The 16,939-nt window shown below is 73.8% G+C and carries 17 protein-coding genes; 14 read left to right on the top strand and 3 right to left on the bottom strand.

The annotated features are described in order from the left end of the window. The first annotated feature begins 137 nt into the window (after positions 1-137). From ACFXGA_RS14150 to ACFXGA_RS14120, 7 genes are all read left to right on the top strand, one after another. Positions 138-1,058, top strand: coding sequence for a proline dehydrogenase family protein (locus tag ACFXGA_RS14150; RefSeq protein WP_378087735.1), 921 nt, complete (start codon positions 138-140; stop codon positions 1,056-1,058). Between the two features lie 8 nt (positions 1,059-1,066). Beyond that, the gene (locus ACFXGA_RS14145; protein ID WP_378087733.1) at positions 1,067-1,873 is read left to right on the top strand and encodes a thioesterase family protein; all 807 of its coding nucleotides are present in this window, start codon (positions 1,067-1,069) and stop codon (positions 1,871-1,873) included. 121 nt (positions 1,874-1,994) lie between these two features. Then, on the top strand, positions 1,995-2,807 hold the full coding sequence (gene proC, locus ACFXGA_RS14140) for a pyrroline-5-carboxylate reductase (RefSeq protein ID WP_378087730.1): 813 nt from the start codon (positions 1,995-1,997) through the stop codon (positions 2,805-2,807). Between the two features lie 120 nt (positions 2,808-2,927). After that, entirely contained in the window at positions 2,928-3,131 is a 204-nt protein-coding gene (locus ACFXGA_RS14135) for a helix-turn-helix domain-containing protein (protein ID WP_053722699.1), read from the top strand. A 122-nt stretch (positions 3,132-3,253) separates the two neighbouring features. Further along, positions 3,254-3,355: a 30S ribosomal protein bS22 gene (locus ACFXGA_RS14130; protein ID WP_015105422.1), complete on the top strand. Its 102-nt coding sequence runs from the start codon at positions 3,254-3,256 to the stop codon at positions 3,353-3,355. A 208-nt stretch (positions 3,356-3,563) separates the two neighbouring features. Beyond that, a complete protein-coding gene (locus tag ACFXGA_RS14125; RefSeq protein ID WP_378087727.1) occupies positions 3,564-4,601 on the top strand; it encodes an NAD-dependent epimerase/dehydratase family protein in 1,038 nt (345 codons plus the stop codon). A 45-nt stretch (positions 4,602-4,646) separates the two neighbouring features. Next, on the top strand, positions 4,647-5,663 hold the full coding sequence (locus tag ACFXGA_RS14120) for a lysophospholipid acyltransferase family protein (RefSeq protein ID WP_378087725.1): 1,017 nt from the start codon (positions 4,647-4,649) through the stop codon (positions 5,661-5,663). A 141-nt stretch (positions 5,664-5,804) separates the two neighbouring features. On the opposite strand, the gene ACFXGA_RS14115 is transcribed toward ACFXGA_RS14120, so the two are convergent. The 3 genes from ACFXGA_RS14115 to ACFXGA_RS14105 form a co-directional block, all read right to left on the bottom strand. Further along, entirely contained in the window at positions 5,805-6,689 is an 885-nt protein-coding gene (locus tag ACFXGA_RS14115) for an HAD family hydrolase (protein ID WP_378087723.1), read from the bottom strand. A 39-nt stretch (positions 6,690-6,728) separates the two neighbouring features. Beyond that, the gene (locus tag ACFXGA_RS14110) at positions 6,729-7,817 is read right to left on the bottom strand and encodes a DUF5667 domain-containing protein (protein WP_378087721.1); all 1,089 of its coding nucleotides are present in this window, start codon (positions 7,815-7,817) and stop codon (positions 6,729-6,731) included. A 103-nt stretch (positions 7,818-7,920) separates the two neighbouring features. Further along, entirely contained in the window at positions 7,921-8,574 is a 654-nt protein-coding gene (locus ACFXGA_RS14105) for a sigma-70 family RNA polymerase sigma factor (protein WP_378087719.1), read from the bottom strand. A 171-nt stretch (positions 8,575-8,745) separates the two neighbouring features. Here ACFXGA_RS14105 and ACFXGA_RS14100 point away from each other — a divergent pair, with 171 nt between their 5' ends. The 7 genes from ACFXGA_RS14100 (at position 8,746) to ACFXGA_RS14070 (ending at position 16,896) form a co-directional block, all read left to right on the top strand. Further along, the gene (locus ACFXGA_RS14100) at positions 8,746-10,221 is read left to right on the top strand and encodes an AMP-binding protein (RefSeq protein WP_378087717.1); all 1,476 of its coding nucleotides are present in this window, start codon (positions 8,746-8,748) and stop codon (positions 10,219-10,221) included. A 5-nt stretch (positions 10,222-10,226) separates the two neighbouring features. Continuing rightward, on the top strand, positions 10,227-10,463 hold the full coding sequence (locus tag ACFXGA_RS14095) for a glutaredoxin family protein (RefSeq protein ID WP_197289301.1): 237 nt from the start codon (positions 10,227-10,229) through the stop codon (positions 10,461-10,463). A gap of 60 nt (positions 10,464-10,523) precedes the next feature. After that, entirely contained in the window at positions 10,524-12,020 is a 1,497-nt protein-coding gene (locus tag ACFXGA_RS14090) for a molybdopterin-dependent oxidoreductase (protein ID WP_378087715.1), read from the top strand. A gap of 248 nt (positions 12,021-12,268) precedes the next feature. Further along, positions 12,269-13,054, top strand: coding sequence for a redox-sensing transcriptional repressor Rex (locus tag ACFXGA_RS14085; RefSeq protein WP_378087713.1), 786 nt, complete (start codon positions 12,269-12,271; stop codon positions 13,052-13,054). Positions 13,055-13,088: 34 nt separating this feature from the next. After that, on the top strand, positions 13,089-14,411 hold the full coding sequence (locus ACFXGA_RS14080) for a glutamyl-tRNA reductase (RefSeq protein WP_378087711.1): 1,323 nt from the start codon (positions 13,089-13,091) through the stop codon (positions 14,409-14,411). Further along, the gene (gene hemC, locus ACFXGA_RS14075) at positions 14,408-15,349 is read left to right on the top strand and encodes a hydroxymethylbilane synthase (RefSeq protein ID WP_378087709.1); all 942 of its coding nucleotides are present in this window, start codon (positions 14,408-14,410) and stop codon (positions 15,347-15,349) included. Before ACFXGA_RS14080 ends, hemC begins: the two co-directional genes overlap by 4 nt. Positions 15,350-15,363: 14 nt before the next feature. Further along, a complete protein-coding gene (locus tag ACFXGA_RS14070; protein ID WP_378087707.1) occupies positions 15,364-16,896 on the top strand; it encodes a uroporphyrinogen-III synthase in 1,533 nt (510 codons plus the stop codon). The last annotated feature ends 43 nt before the right edge of the window (positions 16,897-16,939 follow it).

The raw sequence follows: 16,939 nt of genomic DNA, 5'->3' as shown, positions 1-16,939 counted from the left end.
CCTCCCTCCAAAACGCGCGTGTCCTACGTTCAGAACGCGTGAGTCCTACGTTCGGGACCCCCGAGTTCAACGCTCAGGTCACCCGACCCGTGAACTCGCGGCCGCTCCCGCGCCGGTCAGCGGTTAGGGTCTTGATCGTGAACCCGTTGCGCACGTTGATCCTCGCCGCCGCGGGCAACGACGCGGTGCGCCGGGTCGTCGCGACCGCGCCGGTGAGCCGTGACGTGGTGCGCCGGTTCGTGGCGGGCGAGACGACCGCCGACGCGATCGGCGCGGCCGGCCGGCTGATCGGCGACGGCCTGCGCGTCACCCTCGACCACCTCGGCGAGCACACCACCGACCACGACACCGCCGAACGGACCGTGCGCGCCTACCTGGAGCTGCTCGACCGGCTCCACGACGTGGGCCTCGCCGCGGACGCCGAGGTCAGCGTGAAGCTGTCCGCCGTCGGCCTCGGCCTGGGCGAGACGCTCGCGCTGGACAACGCCTCCCGCGTCTGCGCCGCCGCCGAGCAGGCGGGCACCACGGTCACGCTCGACATGGAGGACCACACCACCACCGACGCCACCCTGCGGGTGCTCGCCGAGCTGCGCCGCCACTGGCCGTCGACCGGCGCGGTGCTCCAGGCGTACCTGCGCCGCACCCTGGACGACGTGCGCGAACTCGCCGGCACGCGGGTGCGGCTGTGCAAGGGCGCGTACGCCGAACCGCCGTCGGTGGCCTTCCCCGACCGGCACCAGGTCGACCTGAACTACGTGCGCTGCGCCAACGTGCTGCTGGCCGGCTCCGGCTACCCGATGTTCGCCACCCACGACCCGCGCCTGATCGAGATCGTCTCCGAACGCGCCCGCTGGTACGGCCGGTCGCTCGACGACTTCGAGTTCCAGCTGCTCCACGGCGTCCGCCCCGCCGCGCAGCGGCACCTCGCCGCGGAGGGGCACGTGGTGCGCGTGTACGTGCCGTACGGCGAGCAGTGGTACGGGTACCTGATGCGGCGGCTCGCCGAGCGACCGGCCAACGTAGCGTTCTTCCTGCGCTCGCTCGTCAGCCGTTCGTGAGGAGCCCTGTGTCCTTCTCGGTAGCCAGCTCCGTCCGCCCCCTGGGTGACGGCACGTACACCGCGTCCCTGCCCGCCGCGTGGACGATCGGGCCCAAACCGCACGGCGGGTTCCTGCTGGCCCTGGCCGCGCGGGCGGCGGTGGACAGCGCGCGGACCGCGGTGCCGGGCCTGGACGACCTCGCCCCGCTGGCGGTGAGCGCCCAGTTCCTGCGCGCCCCGGAGGTGGGCCCGGTGCTGGTGCGGACGCAGGTGCGCAAGGCCGGGCGGACGGCGACCGTGGTGACGTCCACGGTGGAGCAGCGCGGGCGCGGCTGCGTGGAGGCGGTGGTGACGGTCGGGCGGATGCCCGCGGCCGCGCCGGACTACGCCGACCTGCCGGAGATGCCCGCCGCGCCGCCCCCGGACGCGATCGACCTGGCGTCCCTCGGGTCCGACGGCGTGTACAAGCTCGGCGCGGTGTGCGACGTGCGGTTGGACCGGGAGGGCGCGGGGTTCCTGAACGGCCGGGTGGGCGACCCGCTCGTGCTGCGGCTGTGGGCGCGGCCGTTGGCGGAGCGGCCGGACCCGTTCTTCGCGCTGGTCGCGGGGGACGTGTCGATGCCCGTGACGTTCAACCTGGGCCGGTTCGGGTGGTCGCCGACCGTGCAGCTCACGGCGTTGCTGCGGGCGAACCCCGCGCCGGGGTGGCTGCGCGTGCGGGTGTCGTGCAGCGCGGTGCACGGGCAGTGGTTCGACGAGGACGCCGTGGTGATCGACTCCACCGGGCGACTGGTGTGCCAGGCGCGGCAGTTGGCGCTGACGCCGGCGACCTGAGCGTTGAACTCAGGTGTCCTGAACGTAGGACTCACGCGACCTGAACGTAGGACTCACGCGTTCCGGAGGTAGGACACGGGTGTTCCGGAGGTAGGACACGCGGGCGTGGCAGGCTTGGGCCATGACGACCATCGCCGTGCTGGGGGCTGGCAAGATCGGTGAAGCCCTGCTCTCCGGGTTGCTGCAGGGCGGCCGCCGGGCCGACGATTTGCTGTTCACCGAGAAGCACCCGGACCGGGCCGCCGCGCTGACCGAGCGCTACGGGGTGGAGGGCCTCGACGTGCCCGGCGCCGCGCAGCGCGCCGACGTGCTCGTGGTCGCGGTCAAGCCCCAGGACATCGAACCGCTGCTGGACGAGCTGGCCCCCGTGCTCAAGCCGGGCACGCTCGTGGTGTCGCTGTGCGCGGGCCTGCCGACGTCGCTGTTCGAGCGCCGGCTGCCCGACCACACGCCCGTCGTCCGGGTCATGCCGAACACCCCGATGCTGGTCGGCCAGGCCATGAGCGCCATCTCGGCGGGCGCGCACGCCACCGACGAGCACATGGACCTGGTCGAGGAGCTGCTGAGCACCGTCGGCCAGGTCGCCCGCGTGCCGGAGAGCCAGCAGGACGCCGTCACCGCGCTGTCCGGCTCCGGCCCCGCCTACTTCTTCTACCTGGTCGAAGCCATGATCGACGCGGGCATCCTGCTCGGCATCCCGCGCGACCTGGCCGGTCGGCTGATCATCCAGTCCGCGGTCGGCGCGGCCACCATGCTGAACGAGGGCGACCAGCACCCGGTCATCCTCCGGGAGGCCGTCACGTCCCCCGCCGGCACCACCATCATGGCCATCCGGGAGCTGGAGAAGCACGGCGTGCGCGCGGCGATGCTCGCCGCGATCGAGGCGGCGCGCGACCGTTCGGTGGAGCTGGGACGCGGCCACGAGGTGGACTGATACCGCCATTGGCCGTCGCACCAGTCCCAGGAGTCCCGTTACCCTCAGGGGAGCACGTGCGTGTCGAACCGTCGGTGGGGAAGCCGACGGCACGACGCGTGTCGAAGGACGCGGTGATCCATGCCAGCGGAGGAGAAGTCGCTCGGTCAAGTCAGGTTCATGACGGTCGCCGAGGTCGCGCTGATGATGCGCGTGTCGAAGATGACGGTGTACCGCCTGGTCCACTCCGGTGAGTTGACGGCGGTGCGCGTGGGCAAGTCGTTCAGGGTGCCGGAGAAGGCGGTGCACGAGTACCTGCGCAACGCCTACTTCGACGCCGGGTGAGGGCGCGTGCGGGCCGCCGGGTAAACTCATAGGCCGTTCGTGCCTGGTGTCGGCGCGCCCCTTGACGGGTGTCTCCACCGGCGCGTGGAGAACCACCGACGTCTACTAGTGAAGGATCCCGCATGGGCTCGGTCATCAAGAAGCGCCGCAAGCGCATGTCGAAGAAGAAGCACCGCAAGCTGCTGCGCAAGACGCGGGTTCAGCGCAGGAAGCGCGGCAAGTAACCCCTGCGGGTTTCCACACCGCCAGTCCCCGGCGCACGCCGCGGGACTGGCGGTGTCCTCGTCCCGGCGCGGGCACGCGTCGAGCCGCCATCCGGGTGATTCCCCGGTAAAGCCACGGTGACCTGCGTCAAGACGGCGTTCCGCGGCCGATCCCGGCGGCGGATCCCGGTTAGCCTGGTCGAGTCGCACCACCCGCACAGGGAGTCGCATGGCGCCCAAGGTCGTCCTCGTCACCGGTTGCAGCCGTTACCTCGGCGGGCACCTCGCCGCGCGCTTCGCGGCGAACCCGGACGTCGAACGGGTGCTCGGCGTGGACACCGAGCCGCCCTCACCCGACCTGCGTCGCCGGATGGGGCGCGCCGAGTTCGTGCGCGCCGACATCCGCAACCCGCTCATCGCGAAGGTCATCGCCACCGCGCACGTCGACACCGTCGTGCACGCGTCGCTGACCGCGAACCCGGCCGGCCCGTCCGGCCGCACCGCGATGAAGGAGATGAACGTCATCGGCACGATGCAGCTCCTGGCCGCGTGCCAGAAGTCGCCGCACGTGCGCAAGCTCGTGGTGAAGTCCACCAGCGCGGTGTACGGGTCGAGTTCGCGCGACCCGGCGGTGTTCACCGAGGACATGGGTCCGAAGGACCTGCCGTCCAGCGGGTACGCCAAGGACGCGGTCGAGGTCGAGGGCTACGTGCGCGGCTTCGCCCGCCGCCGGCCGGACGTCGACGTCACCACGCTGCGGTTCACCAACTTCATCGGCCCGCGCATCGACACCGTGATGACCCGGTACTTCGCCCTGCCGGTCGTGCCGACCGTGCTGGGGTACGACGCGAGGGTGCAGCTGCTGCACTCCGAGGACGCGCTGGCCGTGCTGGAGCGGGCCACGCTGCACGACCTGCCCGGCGTCTACAACGTGGGCGGCGACGGCGTGCTGATGCTGTCGCAGGCGATCCGCCGCGCGGGCCGGGTGAGCCTGCCCGTGCCCAGCGCCGCCGTGCCCGCGGTGGGCCGGTTCTTCCGCAGCGCCCGGCTGGTGGACTTCTCGCCGGACCAGATGCGGTTCCTGAACTGGGGCCGGGTGGTGGACACGACCCTGCTGAAGCGCGAGTTCGGCTTCACCCCGCGGTGGACGACGCAGCAGGCGTTCGACGACTACGTGAGCGGGCGCGCGCTGCGCCCGGTCATCGACCCGGAGCTGGTGGCGTCGGTCGAGCGCGGCGTGCTCGGCCTGGCCGCCAGGCTCCGCTAGACGGCACGCCGGCGGGGTCGGCACTCGGACGGAGGAGGTGGACACGTGGCAGAGGCACGGGTGATCCCGCTGCGGGGTGCGGACCGGGAGGAGCCCCGACGACGGCACGGCGCGACTCCGGGACCGACCGCGGTGCCCGATCCGCCGGTGGCGGGGACCGGGCCGGGGCCCGAGGCGGGAGTCGGGTCGGAGGCCGGGTCGCAAGGCGGGTCGGACGCGGCCGGCTGGGAGCGGCGGCTGGCCGACCTGCTGGCCTTCGCGCGCCGGCGCATCCAGGGCGACTACCAGGTGGACGAGTTCGGCTTCGACCCGGACCTCACCGACCACGTGGTGATGCCGCCGCTGCGGCCGCTGTACGAGAAGTGGTTCCGGGTGGAGACGATCGGCATGCACAACGTGCCGGGCGAGGGCGGCGCGCTGATCGTCGCCAACCACTCCGGCACGCTGCCGCTGGACGCGACGATGACCGCGTTCGCCGTGCGGGCGGACCACCCGAAGCGCCGCCACCTGCGGATGCTGGGCGCGGACCTGGTGTTCAAGACGCCGGTGCTGGGCGCGTTGGCGCGCAAGTCGGGGCAGACGCTGGCGTGCAACCCGGACGCGGAGCGGCTGCTCAGGTCCGGTCAGCTGGTCGGCGTGTGGCCGGAGGGCTTCAAGGGCATCGGCAAGCCGTTCAAGGACCGGTACAAGCTCCAGCGGTTCGGCCGGGGCGGGTTCGTGTCGGCGGCGCTGAACACCGGCGTGCCGATCATCCCGTGCTCGATCGTGGGCGCGGAGGAGATCTACCCGAAGATCGGCGACATCAAGGCGCTGGCCAGGCTGTTCGGCTTCCCCTACTTCCCGGTGACGCCGTTCTTCCCGCTGCTGGGCCCGCTGGGCGCGATCCCGCTGCCGTCGAAGTGGTACATCGAGTTCGGCGAGCCGATCCGGACGGACGTGTACGGCGCGCACGCGGCGGACGACCCGATGCTGGTGTTCAACCTGACCGACCAGGTGCGGGAGACCATCCAGCAGACCCTGTACCGGCTGCTCACGCAGCGGCGGAACGTCTTCCTGGGCTGACGCGCGCCCGGCCGGCCGCGGCGGAGCCGAGGTCGGGCGGAACGGGTCGGGCGCGGTGGGCCGAAGGCGGTCGAGCGGGGCGGGGTGGGCCGAAGGCGGTCGGGTCGGGCGCGGTCGAGCGGGTGGAGGTCAGGGGCGCGGTCAGCGGACGCGGCGGCGGTAGGCCAGGGTGGCGGCGACCGCGCCGGCCAGGGCGCCGGCGCCCAGGACGGACGGGACGCCGATCTTCGCCGCCTTGCGGCCCGTGCGGAAGTCGCGGATCTCCCAGCCGCGCTTGCGGGCCGTCTCGCGCAGGCCCGAGTCCGGGTTCACGGCGACCGCCGTGCCGACCACCGACAGCATCGGCACGTCGTTCACCGAGTCCGAGTACGCCGTGCAGCGCCGCAGGTCCAAGCCCTCCTTCGCGGCCAGCGCCCGCACCGCGTGGGCCTTCGCCCGGCCGTGCAGCAGGTCGCCGACCAGCCGCCCGGTGTAGATGCCGTTCTCGCTCTCCGACACCGTCCCCAGCGCGCCGGTCAGCCCGAGCCGGCGCGCGATGATCTGCGCCAGCTCCACCGGCGTCGCGGTCACCAGCCACACCCGCTGCCCGGCGTCGAGGTGCATCTGCGCCAACGCCTGCGTGCCCGCCCAGATCCGGTCCGCCATCAGCTCGTCGTAGATCTCCTCGCCGAGCGAGATCAGCTCCGCCACCGAACGGCCCGCCACGAACGACAGCGCCTGCTCGCGCGACGCGGCCACGCTCTGCGGGTCCTCCCGGCCGCCCACCCGGAACTTGAGCTGCTGCCAGGCGAACCCGGCGAGGTCGGAGTTCTTGAAGTACTTGCGCGCCGCCAGCCCGCGGGCGAAGTGGAAGATCGACGCGCCCATCATCATCGTGTTGTCGACGTCGAAGAACGCGGCGGCGGTGAGGTCGGTGGGCGCGCTCCCGGTCGGCAGGCTCAGGGCGGCCTCGGCCGAGGCTTCACCGGCCAGCGCGGCGCGCCTCTCCCGCTCTGCCGAGTCCTCCACCACACGCCTTTTCACCACGTCAGCGCCTCCCGCGGTCCGATGGGGACAGGGTAGCGATCAGCCGCCGAGGCCGGGCAGTGGCAGCGACGGCAGCGTCAACGTGGGCAGGGGGAGCAGCGGACCGCCGGTCGTGGTGGTCGGCGCGGGCGGCGTCGTGGGCGGGGTCGTGGTGCGGGGCTGCCGCTCGTCGGGCGCGCTGGTGGGCGCGGGCGCCTGCCCGGACGTGGTCGGCACGACGGCGGTCGTGGCGGTCGGCACGGGCGGCGACGCGCTCTGCGGCACGTTCGGGTCGACCGACGGCGGCACGCACCCGGCGTCGGCGGGCAGCGGGCCGATCTCGTCGACCCGGCCCGACGTGACGGGACCGCAGTCGCCCCGGGCGCGCAGCGCGGACGCCCGCTCGCCGATGCGCCGCAGCAGGTCCAGCGACGTGCCCGCGCGGTCGGCCGCCTCGGCGGGCAGCGACGGGCGCAGCCCCTCCAGGCGGTCGGCCTGGGCGCCGGCCCAGTCGCGCAGGTCGTCCAGGGCGCGCTGGTCCGAGTTCGAGCCGAGGGCGGCCAGCACGCGGGAACCGGCCGCGGCGTCGGCGTCGAAGTCGGTCAGCGCGGTCAGGTAACCACCGAGCGGCCCGCCGCCGGAGTCGCGGTACCGGTCGACCAGCGTCTCGATCTCGGCGACGCGCGCGGCGGCGAACTCCAGGCGCTTGTAGCCCTTCGACTCCTCGTCGAAGGTGAGGCCGAGCGAAGCCGACTCGGCGGTGCGCTTGACGCCGTACAGCGCGTCGCCCGGCAACGCGTCCCGGCTGAGCAGCAGGCTCATCCCGGCCAGCGAGAACACCAGGCACAGCGCCGCGGCGAGGGCCACCGCTAATCGCCCGCGGGCTCCGCCGCGACGCTCCCGCACGACCAGGTCGAGCTTCGTCGGCGGCGGTTCGGCGGCGCCGAGGACCCTGGCCCGCATCCGGGCGCGGGCGGCCTCGTCCGGCCCCGCCGTGACTGCGGCTTCCCGCAGCAGGGCGACCACGGCCAACTCGTCGGCGAACTCCGCGGCGTCGGCCGGCTCGGCCCCGGGATGCGCGTCGACGGCGCGAGCGAACCGCTCGCGCTGCCTGTGACGCCCTGGCGGCGTGATCCCTTTGCCTACCATCCCGCGTGGCCAACCATCCCGCACCGTTTCGAGCGATCCTGCCCCGAACAACGAACCGGGTGGTCCCGGGGTTACGCGAACGCCGCGTCGTGCGACGGCGGTCTCACCGCAGCCAGGCGGGCAGCAGTTGGGCCAACCGGCGCACCGCTCGGTGCTGGAGGGCCTTGATCGCGCCCTCGTTGCGCCCCATCCTCGCGGCCGTCTCCGCCACGGACAAGCCCTGGATGAAGCGCAGGGTGATGCATTCGCGCTGGTCGTCACCCAGTTGGGCGACACAGCGGAGCAGTTCGGCGTTGGTGGCGTCGGTCAGCACTTCCTGTTCGGGACCGTCCGTGACCTCGCGGTTGTCCGCCAGTTCCGCGGTGGTGACCTCCAGCCGGTAGCGGCTGGACTTCACGTGGTCGAACACGATGTTGCGCGCGATCGTGACGAACCAGGCGCCGACGTCGCGGCCCTGGTAGCTGATCGAGCCGATGCTGCGCAGCGCCCGGAGGAACGTCTCGCTCGTGACGTCCTCGGCCAGCGTGCGGTCGCCCACCCGGAAGAGCACGTACCGGTACACCACGTCGACGTACCGGTCGTAAAGCGCGCCGAACGCGTCCGTGTCGCCGCCCTGAGCGGCGCGGACCAGGTTCCACGGCTCCTCGGCCGCGTTGCTCTCCACGCTCCCGATCGTGCTGGACTGCCCTCCCGCGCTCCACCTCGACCGGAGCGTCCGGATGGTTCGGACGGAGTTCTCGCGTGCCCGTGCGGTCATCGGCTCGCGGCACCTCCACAGGGTCGCCGTGCCGGCAGCATACGTGTTGTTACTCCGTAGTAGGTAGCGGCAAGTGGTCTCGAATCTGCCACGCGGATGGAGGCACTGCGTGACGCCACCCGCCCGTGACAGACTGCGCTGAGGTCCGTTGTGGTTCACCAGGAGGTCGCGTTGACCGCTTCCGCAAGCAACATCGCCGACCTGGTTCGCGCCTCCGCGCACCGTGGACCCAAGCACGCCGCGCTGGTCGATGTCACGGCCTCCGGCGCGGACACCCGCACCTGGGCGGAGCTGGACGCGGCGGTGGACGGCGAGGCGCACCGGCTGGTCCGCGCGGGCCTGGCGCCGGGCGACCGGGTGGTGGTGCGGCTGCCCACCGGGGCCGCGTTCTGCGTCGCCGTGTTCGGCGTGCTGCGGGCGGGCGGCGTGCTGGTGCCCGCCGGACCCGGCCAGCCGGCCCGCGAGCTGGAGCGCCTGGTCGCCGACAGCGGCGCGAAGCTGCTCGTCGGCGACGCCGGCGGCGTGGACGTCGAGGCGCTGCCCGCGCCGACCCTGGAACCGGGCGAGGAGTTCGCCGCGATCGGCTCGGGCGAGGACCTGGCCGTGCTCGGCTACACCTCCGGCACGTCCGGTTCGCCGCGCGGCGCGATGCTGTCGCACCGGGCGCTGCTCGCCAACGTCGCGCAGTGCGCGTCCCTGCGGCCCGCCCCGGTGACCGCGGGCGACCGGGTGCTGCTGGCGCTGCCCCTGTTCCACGTCTACGGGCTCGGTCCGGGCCTGTTCCAGGTGGCCGGCGCGGGCGCGACGGCCGTGCTGCTGGAGCGCTTCGACCCCGACCTGGCGCTGACCGCGATCCGCGAGCACCGGGTGACCACGGTGGTCGGCGTGCCGCCGATGTACTCGGCGATCCTGGCCCACCCGGTCGAGCGGCTGCGCGAGGACCTGGCCACGGTGCGCCTGTTCACCTCCGGGGCCGCGCCCCTCGCGCCGGGCCTGCTGGACGCCATGCGGGAGGCGGTCGGCCTGCCCGTCTACGAGGGCTACGGGCTGACCGAGACCGGTCCGGTGCTCACCACGACCCTGGCGGGCGGCGCGCCCAAGCCCGGTTCGGTCGGCCGCCCGCTGCCCGGCGTGCAGGTCCGGCTGGTCGACACCGACGGCCGGCCGCTGGACCCGGACGAGGACGAGCCCGGCACCGGCCTGGTCGCGGCGAAGGGCGACAACCTGTTCGGCGGCTACTGGCCGGACGGCGCGCACGGCCCCGACGCCGACGGCTGGTTCCGCACCGGCGACGTCGGCTACCTCGACGCGGACGGCGACCTGCACCTGGTGGACCGGGCGGGCGACCTGATCATCGTCAACGGCTTCAACGTCTACCCGCACGAGGTCGAGCAGGTGCTCGCCGAGCTGGACGGCGTGGCCGAGGCGGCGGCGGTGGGCGTGCCCGACCCGAGGACCGGCGAGTCGGTGAAGGTCGTCGTGGTGCCCGCCGAGGGCGTCGAGCTGACCGAGGACGCGGTCAAGGACCACTGCGCGGGGCGGCTGGCGAAGTTCAAGGTGCCGACCGTGGTCGAGTTCGCCGAGGCCCTGCCGCACTCGCCGACCGGGAAGCTGGCGCGGGCCCGGCTGCGGCTGCCCCTAGCCTGAACGGCGTGAGCCACCACGTCACCTTGATGAGCCGGGTCGACTGCCACGCCTGCGAGCAGGCCAAGGCGGACCTGGAGCGGATCTGCGGCGAGCTGGGCGTGCCGTGGGACGTCCGGGACGTCGACGCCGACCGCGAGCTGCGCGCCGAGTACGGGGACCGGGTGCCGGTGATCCTGGTCGACGGCGAGGAGCACGGCTACTGGTCGGTCGAGGAGGACCGCCTGCGCGCCGCCCTGCGCTGACCGGTTACCGCCCCATTACGGAATCGGCGGACCGGGCCGCGGCGGGTGTCGAATCGAACCATGACGCGCCTGACCGCGGCCCTCGTCGGCCTCCTCGCCGTGGCCGCCGCCCTCGCGGCCGGACACCTCGTCGCCGGGGTGGTCGGCCCCTCGGCCTCGCCGTTCCTCGCGGTGGGCGACGCCGCGGTGGACCTCGCGCCGACGCCGGTGAAGGACTTCGCGATCCGCGCCTTCGGCACCCACGACAAGCTCGTGCTGCTGCTGGGCATGGCGGTCGTGCTGGCGGCCGTCGCGGTCGCCGCCGGGCTGCTGTCCCGGCGCTCGCCCCTGCCGGGCACGGTCCTGGCCGTGGGGCTCGGCGTCGTGGGCGTCGCCGCCGTCCTCTCCCGGCCCGACCTCGGGCAGCTCGGCGTCCTCGCCCCCGTCGCCGCCCTGGCGGCGGGCCTCGCGGTGTTCCGCCTGCTGCACGCGAAGGCCGCCGCCGGGACCGACGAGCACCGGCGCGCGTTCCTCGTCGCCTCGGGCGCCGCGGCGGTCGGCGCGGGCCTCGCCGCGCTGGTCGGCCAGGCGGCGGGCGGCCGGGTGGACGTCGAGGCGTCCCGGCGGGCCGTCGGCGCGCTCGACCCCGCCTCGCCCGCGCCGCCGCTCCCGCCGAACGCGGACTTCGCCGCCGCCGGCACGCCCCCGTTCATCACGCCGAACGCCGACTTCTACCGGATCGACACGGCCCTGAGCGTGCCGCGCCTGCGCGCCGAGGACTGGGCGCTGCGCGTGCACGGCATGGTCGACCGGGAGCTGACCCTGCGCTACGCCGACCTGCGCCGCCGCGACCTGGTCGAACGCACCGTCACGATGGTGTGCGTGTCCAACGAGGTCGGCGGGCCGTACGTGTCCACGGCCGACTTCGTCGGCGTGCCCCTGCGCGACGTCCTGCTCGAAGCCGGCGTCCGCCCCGGCGCCGACCAGCTCTTCTCCACCAGCGCCGACGGCTGGACCGCGGGCTCGCCGGTCGACGTCGTGCTGGAGGAGGACCGCGGCGCGCTCATCGCGCTCGGCATGAACGGCGAACCCCTCCCCGCCGAGCACGGGTTCCCGGCCCGCCTGGTCGTGCCCGGCCTCTACGGGTACGTCTCGGCCACCAAGTGGGTGGTCGACCTGGAGCTGACCACGTTCGACGCGAAGCGCGGCTACTGGCTGGAGCGCGGGTGGGCGCAGCGGGCGCCGGTCAAGGTGATGTCCCGGATCGACCGCCCGGCGCGGCGGTCCACGGTGTCCGGCCGGGTCGTGGCGGCCGGCGTGGCGTGGGCCCAGCCGACCGGCGTCCGGCGGGTCGAGGTCCGGGTCGACAACGGCCCCTGGCGCGACACGACCCTGTCCGACGAGGTCAACCGCTCGACGTGGCGGATGTGGCGGGTCGAGCTGGACCTGGCCCCCGGCGGCCACACGATCGAGGTGCGCGCCACCGACGAGGCGGGTCTCACCCAGCCGCAGGCCCGGGTCGCCCCGATCCCGGACGGCGCGACCGGCTGGCACTCGGTCTTCTTCACCGTCGCCTAGGCCGGTCCCCCACCCCTCCGCCGGGGTGCGGTGACACGCCCGGTGACCGCGAATTCACCCCATGGTGGCCGCCTCCGCGTATCCACGCGCGGGCAGGGCTCACCATTACGTGAAAGGGGGGTCCGCCCGGCGGTCGGGCGTCCGGTCGTCAACTTTGTGCAAGCGTTCACAAGCGGTACGGTGGGGGCATCACTCCGCTGGTGGCGGTACCCGGCGGGTCAGTGCGACGGATGTCGAGGAGTTCCAGCGTGGCGGCTCAGCGGGGCGAGGGTGACGGTGTCGTGACCCGCCCGGAAGGGACCAGCACGGACGGGACCGCCCCCGAAGCGCCCGCCGACGTCCGGGAGCGGGCGCGCGCGATCCCCGAGGCCGCGGTGGCGCGCCTCGCCGTGTACCTCCGCGTCCTCTCGGGCATGGTCGAGCAGGGCGTGACGACCATCTCCAGCGAGGAGCTGGCGGGCGCGGCCGGGGTCAACTCGGCGAAGCTCCGCAAGGACCTGTCCTACATCGGCTCGTACGGCACGCGTGGCGTCGGTTACGACGTCGAGGTGCTCGTGAGCCACATCGAGCGCATCCTCGGCCTCACCCGCAAGCACTCGGTGGCGGTCGTCGGGATCGGTAATCTTGGTCACGCGCTGGCGAACTACGGCGGCTTCCCCAGCCGCGGCTTCCCGGTCGCCGCGCTGTTCGACATCGACCCGGACCTGACGGGAGTGCCGGTAGGCGGCATACCCGTCAACCACATCGACGACATCACGTCCGTCTGCGCCGAGCGGGAGGTCTCGATCGGCGTCATCGCGACGCCCCCGCAGGCAGCTCAGGCCGTCTGCGACCGTTTGGTATCCGCCGGAGTCCAGTGCATCCTGAACTTCGCACCCGTCGTGCTCCAAGTGCCGGACTACGTCGAAGTGCGCAAGGTCGACCTGGCGGTCGAGATGCAGATCCTGTCGTTCCACGTCGCGCGACGGGCTGACGAGGCCGCCGGGGACGTGGTCAACGGCATCGGTGTGGACGGGGTGGTGATTCGCCCGTGATCGTGCGGGTAGTGAGCCGGTCGGTGGTGCGCGCATGAGCGTTCTCGTCGTCGGGCTGTCCCACCGGACCACCCCGGTTCCCGTGCTGGAGCGCGTCGCGGTGGCGGACGCCGACCGCGGCAAGGTCCTCGACCAGCTCCTCTCGGCCCCCAGCGTGTCCGAGGCCGTGCTGCTGTCGACCTGCAACCGGGTCGAGGTGTACGCGGTCGTCGAGACCTTCCACGGCGGCATGAACGAGGTCGTCGAGGTGCTGGCCCACCAGGCCGGCGCCGAGCCCGCCGACCTGTTCGAGCACCTCTACGTGCACTACTCCGCCGCCGCGGTCGAGCACCTGTTCTCCGTGGCGGGCGGCCTGGACTCGATGGTCGTCGGCGAGGCCCAGATCCTCGGCCAGCTCCGCACCGCCTACAACGCCGCCGACGAGCGGGGCGTGGTCGGCCGCACCCTGCACGAGCTGGCCCAGCACGCGCTGCGGGTCGGCAAGCGCGTGCACACCGAGACCGACATCGACCACGCCGGCGCGTCCGTCGTGTCCGAGGCCCTCTCCGACGCCGCGACCGCCCTGGGCGGCCTCGCCGGCCGCCGGGCCCTGATCGTCGGCGCGGGCTCGATGGGCGGCCTCGCCGCCGCCCACCTGCGCCGCGCCGGCATCGGCGAGGTCGTCATCGCCAACCGGACGCCCGCCAACGGCGAGCGCCTGGCCTCGGCGCTGCGCGCGGACGGCGTGCCCGCCGGCTCCACCGGCCTGGACGCCCTGGCCGACGCGGTCGCGGTCGCGGACGTGCTGTTCGCGTGCACCGGCTCGGTCGGCACGGTCGTCGGCGCGGAGCACATCGGCGACCGCGCGCCGGACCGGCCGCTGGTCGTCTGCGACCTCGGCCTGCCCAAGGACGTCGACCCGGCCGCGACGCTGCTCGACAACGTCCGCGTGGTCGACCTGGAGACCCTGCAGCGCAGGCTGTCCGACGCCCCGACCGGGCAGGGCACGCTGCGCGCGGCGGAGATCGTGGCCGAGGAGGTCCGCGCCTACCTGGCCGGGCAGCGCTCGGCCGGGGTCACGCCCACCGTGACGGCACTGCGCAAGCGCGCCGCCGAGGTCGTGGACGCCGAGCTGCTGCGGTTGGACTCGCGGCTGCCCGAGCTGCCCGCCCCGGTCCGGGACGAGCTGGCCAAGACCGTGCGCCGGGTGGTGGACAAGCTCCTGCACACCCCCACCGTGCGGGTGAAGGAGCTGGCCGCGGCGCCCGGTGGCGCCGGCTACGCCGAGGCGCTGCGCGAGCTGTTCGGGCTCGACCCGCAGGCGCCGTCCGCCGTCAGCACCCCCCAATCGACGAAACCCGAAGGTGAGAAGCGGTGAACCGCACCCTGAGGATCGGCACCCGCGGCAGCGCCCTCGCGCTCGCGCAGACCGGCCACGTGGCCGACGCGCTGCGCGAGGCGGGCGCGAACGTGGAGATCGTCACGATCTCCACGCCCGGTGACCGCTCGTCCGCACCCATCGCCGAGATCGGCATCGGGGTGTTCACCTCGGCGCTGCGGGACGCGCTCGCCAACGGCGAGGTCGACGTCGCCGTGCACTCGTACAAGGACCTGCCCACGGCGCGCGACCCGCGCCTGTCGCTGGCCGCCGTCCCGCCCCGCGAGGACCCGCGTGACGCGCTCGTCGCCCGCGACGGCCTGACCCTCGGCGAGCTGCCCACCGGCGCGAAGGTGGGCACCGGCTCGCCGCGCCGCGCCGCGCAGCTCACCGCGCTCGGACTGGGGCTCGAGGTGGTCGCCCTGCGCGGCAACGTCGACTCCCGCATCCGCAAGGTCGTCGACGGCGAGCTGGACGCCGTCGTGCTGGCCCGCGCCGGCATCGCCCGCCTCGGCCGCACGGCCGAGATCACCGAGACCTTGGAGCCCATCCAGATGCTCCCCGCGCCCGCGCAGGGCGCCCTCGCAGTGGAGTGCCGGGTCGACGACGTCGACACCGAACACCTCCTCCAGTCCACTTTGGACGACTCGGCCAGCAGGGCCGCTGTCGCTGCCGAGCGCGCCATGCTGGCCGCGCTCGAAGCAGGCTGCAGCGCGCCGGTCGGCGCACTGGCCGATGTGGTGGAAGACCTCGGCGACGACGGGACCGCGGTGCTCCGCCTGTCCCTGCGCGGGGTCATGGCGACGGAGGACGGCGACCTCCTCCGTGCGTCCGCCACCGGTGACTTGACCGCAGCAGAGGAACTCGGCCGCGCGCTGGCCGCCGAGTTGCTCGACCTCTCCGGCCACGCCACCGCGTCGCCGGCGAGGCGTAGTTGATGGGGAGTGCCCTGATGACCCGCGCACGCAAGACCCCCGGCCGAGTCGCGTTCGTCGGCTCGGGTCCGGGCGACACCGGGCTGCTCACGGTCCGGGCCCGCGACCTGCTCCACAAGGCGGAGCTGGTGGTCACGGACCCTGACGTCCCGGCCGAGGTGGTGGCGCTGGTACCCGACGGCGTCGAGGTACGACCCGCCGTGGGCGATCCCGCCGACGTGGCGAAGGACCTGGTCGCCGAGGCGAAGAACGGCAACGCCGTCGTCCGCCTCGTCGCGGGCGACCCGCTGACGCTGGACTCGGTGGTGAAGGAGGCGCAGGCCGTCTCCAAGACCACGATCGCCTTCGACGTGGTCCCGGGCGTCCCCGCCGGCACCGCGGTGCCCGCCTACGCGGGCGTCGCGCTGGGCGCCGTGCACACCGAGGCCGACGTCCGCGGCGTGACCGACTGGGCCGGCCTGGCCGCCGCGCCCGGCACGCTCGTGCTCCACGCCACCGGCAGCCACCTGGCCGAAGCCGCGTCCTCCCTGGTGGAGAACGGCGTCGCGCCGCAGACCCCGGTCGCGGTGACCTGCGACGGCACCGGCTTCGGCCAGCGCACCGTCGACACCACCCTGGCCTCCCTCGCCGCCGACGCGGGCGACCTCGGCGGCCCGCTCGTGGTCACCGTGGGCGCGGCCGTCGCCGGCCGGGCGAAGCTGTCCTGGTGGGAGTCCCGCGCCCTCTACGGCTGGCGCGTCCTCGTCCCGCGCACCAAGGAGCAGGCCGGCGCGATGAGCGACCGCCTCCACTCCCACGGCGCGATCCCGGTCGAGGTGCCGACGATCTCCGTCGAGCCGCCGCGCAGCCCCGCGCAGATGGAGCGCTCGGTCAAGGGCCTGGTCGACGGCCGCTACCAGTGGGTCGTCTTCACCTCGACCAACGCCGTCCGCGCGGTCTGGGAGAAGTTCCGCGAGTTCGGCCTGGACGCCCGCGCCTTCTCCGGCGTCAAGATCGCCTGCGTGGGCGAGTCCACCGCCGCCAAGGTCCGCAGCTTCGGCATCATCCCGGAGCTGGTCCCGTCCGGCGAGCAGTCCTCCGAGGGCCTCCTCGCGGACTTCCCGCCCTACGACGACATCCTGGACCCGGTGGACCGCGTCCTGCTCCCGCGGGCCGACATCGCCACCGAAACCCTCGCCGCCGGCCTGCGCGAACGGGGCTGGGAGATCGACGACGTCACGGCCTACCGCACCGTCCGCGCCGCCCCGCCGCCCGCGGACACCCGCGAGATGATCAAGTCGGGCGGCTTCGACGCCGTCTGCTTCACCTCGTCCTCCACGGTGCGCAACCTGGTCGGCATCGCCGGCAAGCCGCACGCCCGCACCCTGGTCGCGTGCATCGGCCCGCAGACCGCGGAAACGGCCCGCGAGTTCGGCCTGCGGGTGGACGTCCAACCGGAGGACGCCAACGTCCCCGCGCTGGTCGACGCCCTGGCCCAACACGCCGCCCGCCTGCGCGCCGAAGGCGCCCTGCCCCCACCCCGCAAGACCAAGCGCCTCCGCCGTTCCTGAGCACGGACCGAACCGGTGGATCGGCCGCCCGAGCCGAACCACC

The organism is Actinosynnema sp. NPDC059335, assembly GCF_042752395.1.
In the GTDB taxonomy this organism is placed as follows: Bacteria; Actinomycetota; Actinomycetes; order Mycobacteriales; family Pseudonocardiaceae; genus Actinosynnema.
This window is presented reverse-complemented; position numbering and strand designations above follow the sequence as displayed.

Coding starts and splice junctions, on each gene's coding strand:
- proC (WP_378087730.1), top strand. CDS start 1,995: ATGACGACCATCGCCGTGCTGGGGGCTGGCAAGATCGGTGAAGCCCTG.
- ACFXGA_RS14135 (WP_053722699.1), top strand. CDS start 2,928: ATGCCAGCGGAGGAGAAGTCGCTCGGTCAAGTCAGGTTCATGACGGTC.
- ACFXGA_RS14130 (WP_015105422.1), top strand. CDS start 3,254: ATGGGCTCGGTCATCAAGAAGCGCCGCAAGCGCATGTCGAAGAAGAAG.
- ACFXGA_RS14125 (WP_378087727.1), top strand. CDS start 3,564: ATGGCGCCCAAGGTCGTCCTCGTCACCGGTTGCAGCCGTTACCTCGGC.
- ACFXGA_RS14110 (WP_378087721.1), bottom strand. CDS start 7,817: ATGGTAGGCAAAGGGATCACGCCGCCAGGGCGTCACAGGCAGCGCGAG.
- ACFXGA_RS14105 (WP_378087719.1), bottom strand. CDS start 8,574: ATGACCGCACGGGCACGCGAGAACTCCGTCCGAACCATCCGGACGCTC.
- ACFXGA_RS14090 (WP_378087715.1), top strand. CDS start 10,524: ATGACGCGCCTGACCGCGGCCCTCGTCGGCCTCCTCGCCGTGGCCGCC.
- ACFXGA_RS14080 (WP_378087711.1), top strand. CDS start 13,089: ATGAGCGTTCTCGTCGTCGGGCTGTCCCACCGGACCACCCCGGTTCCC.
- ACFXGA_RS14070 (WP_378087707.1), top strand. CDS start 15,364: ATGACCCGCGCACGCAAGACCCCCGGCCGAGTCGCGTTCGTCGGCTCG.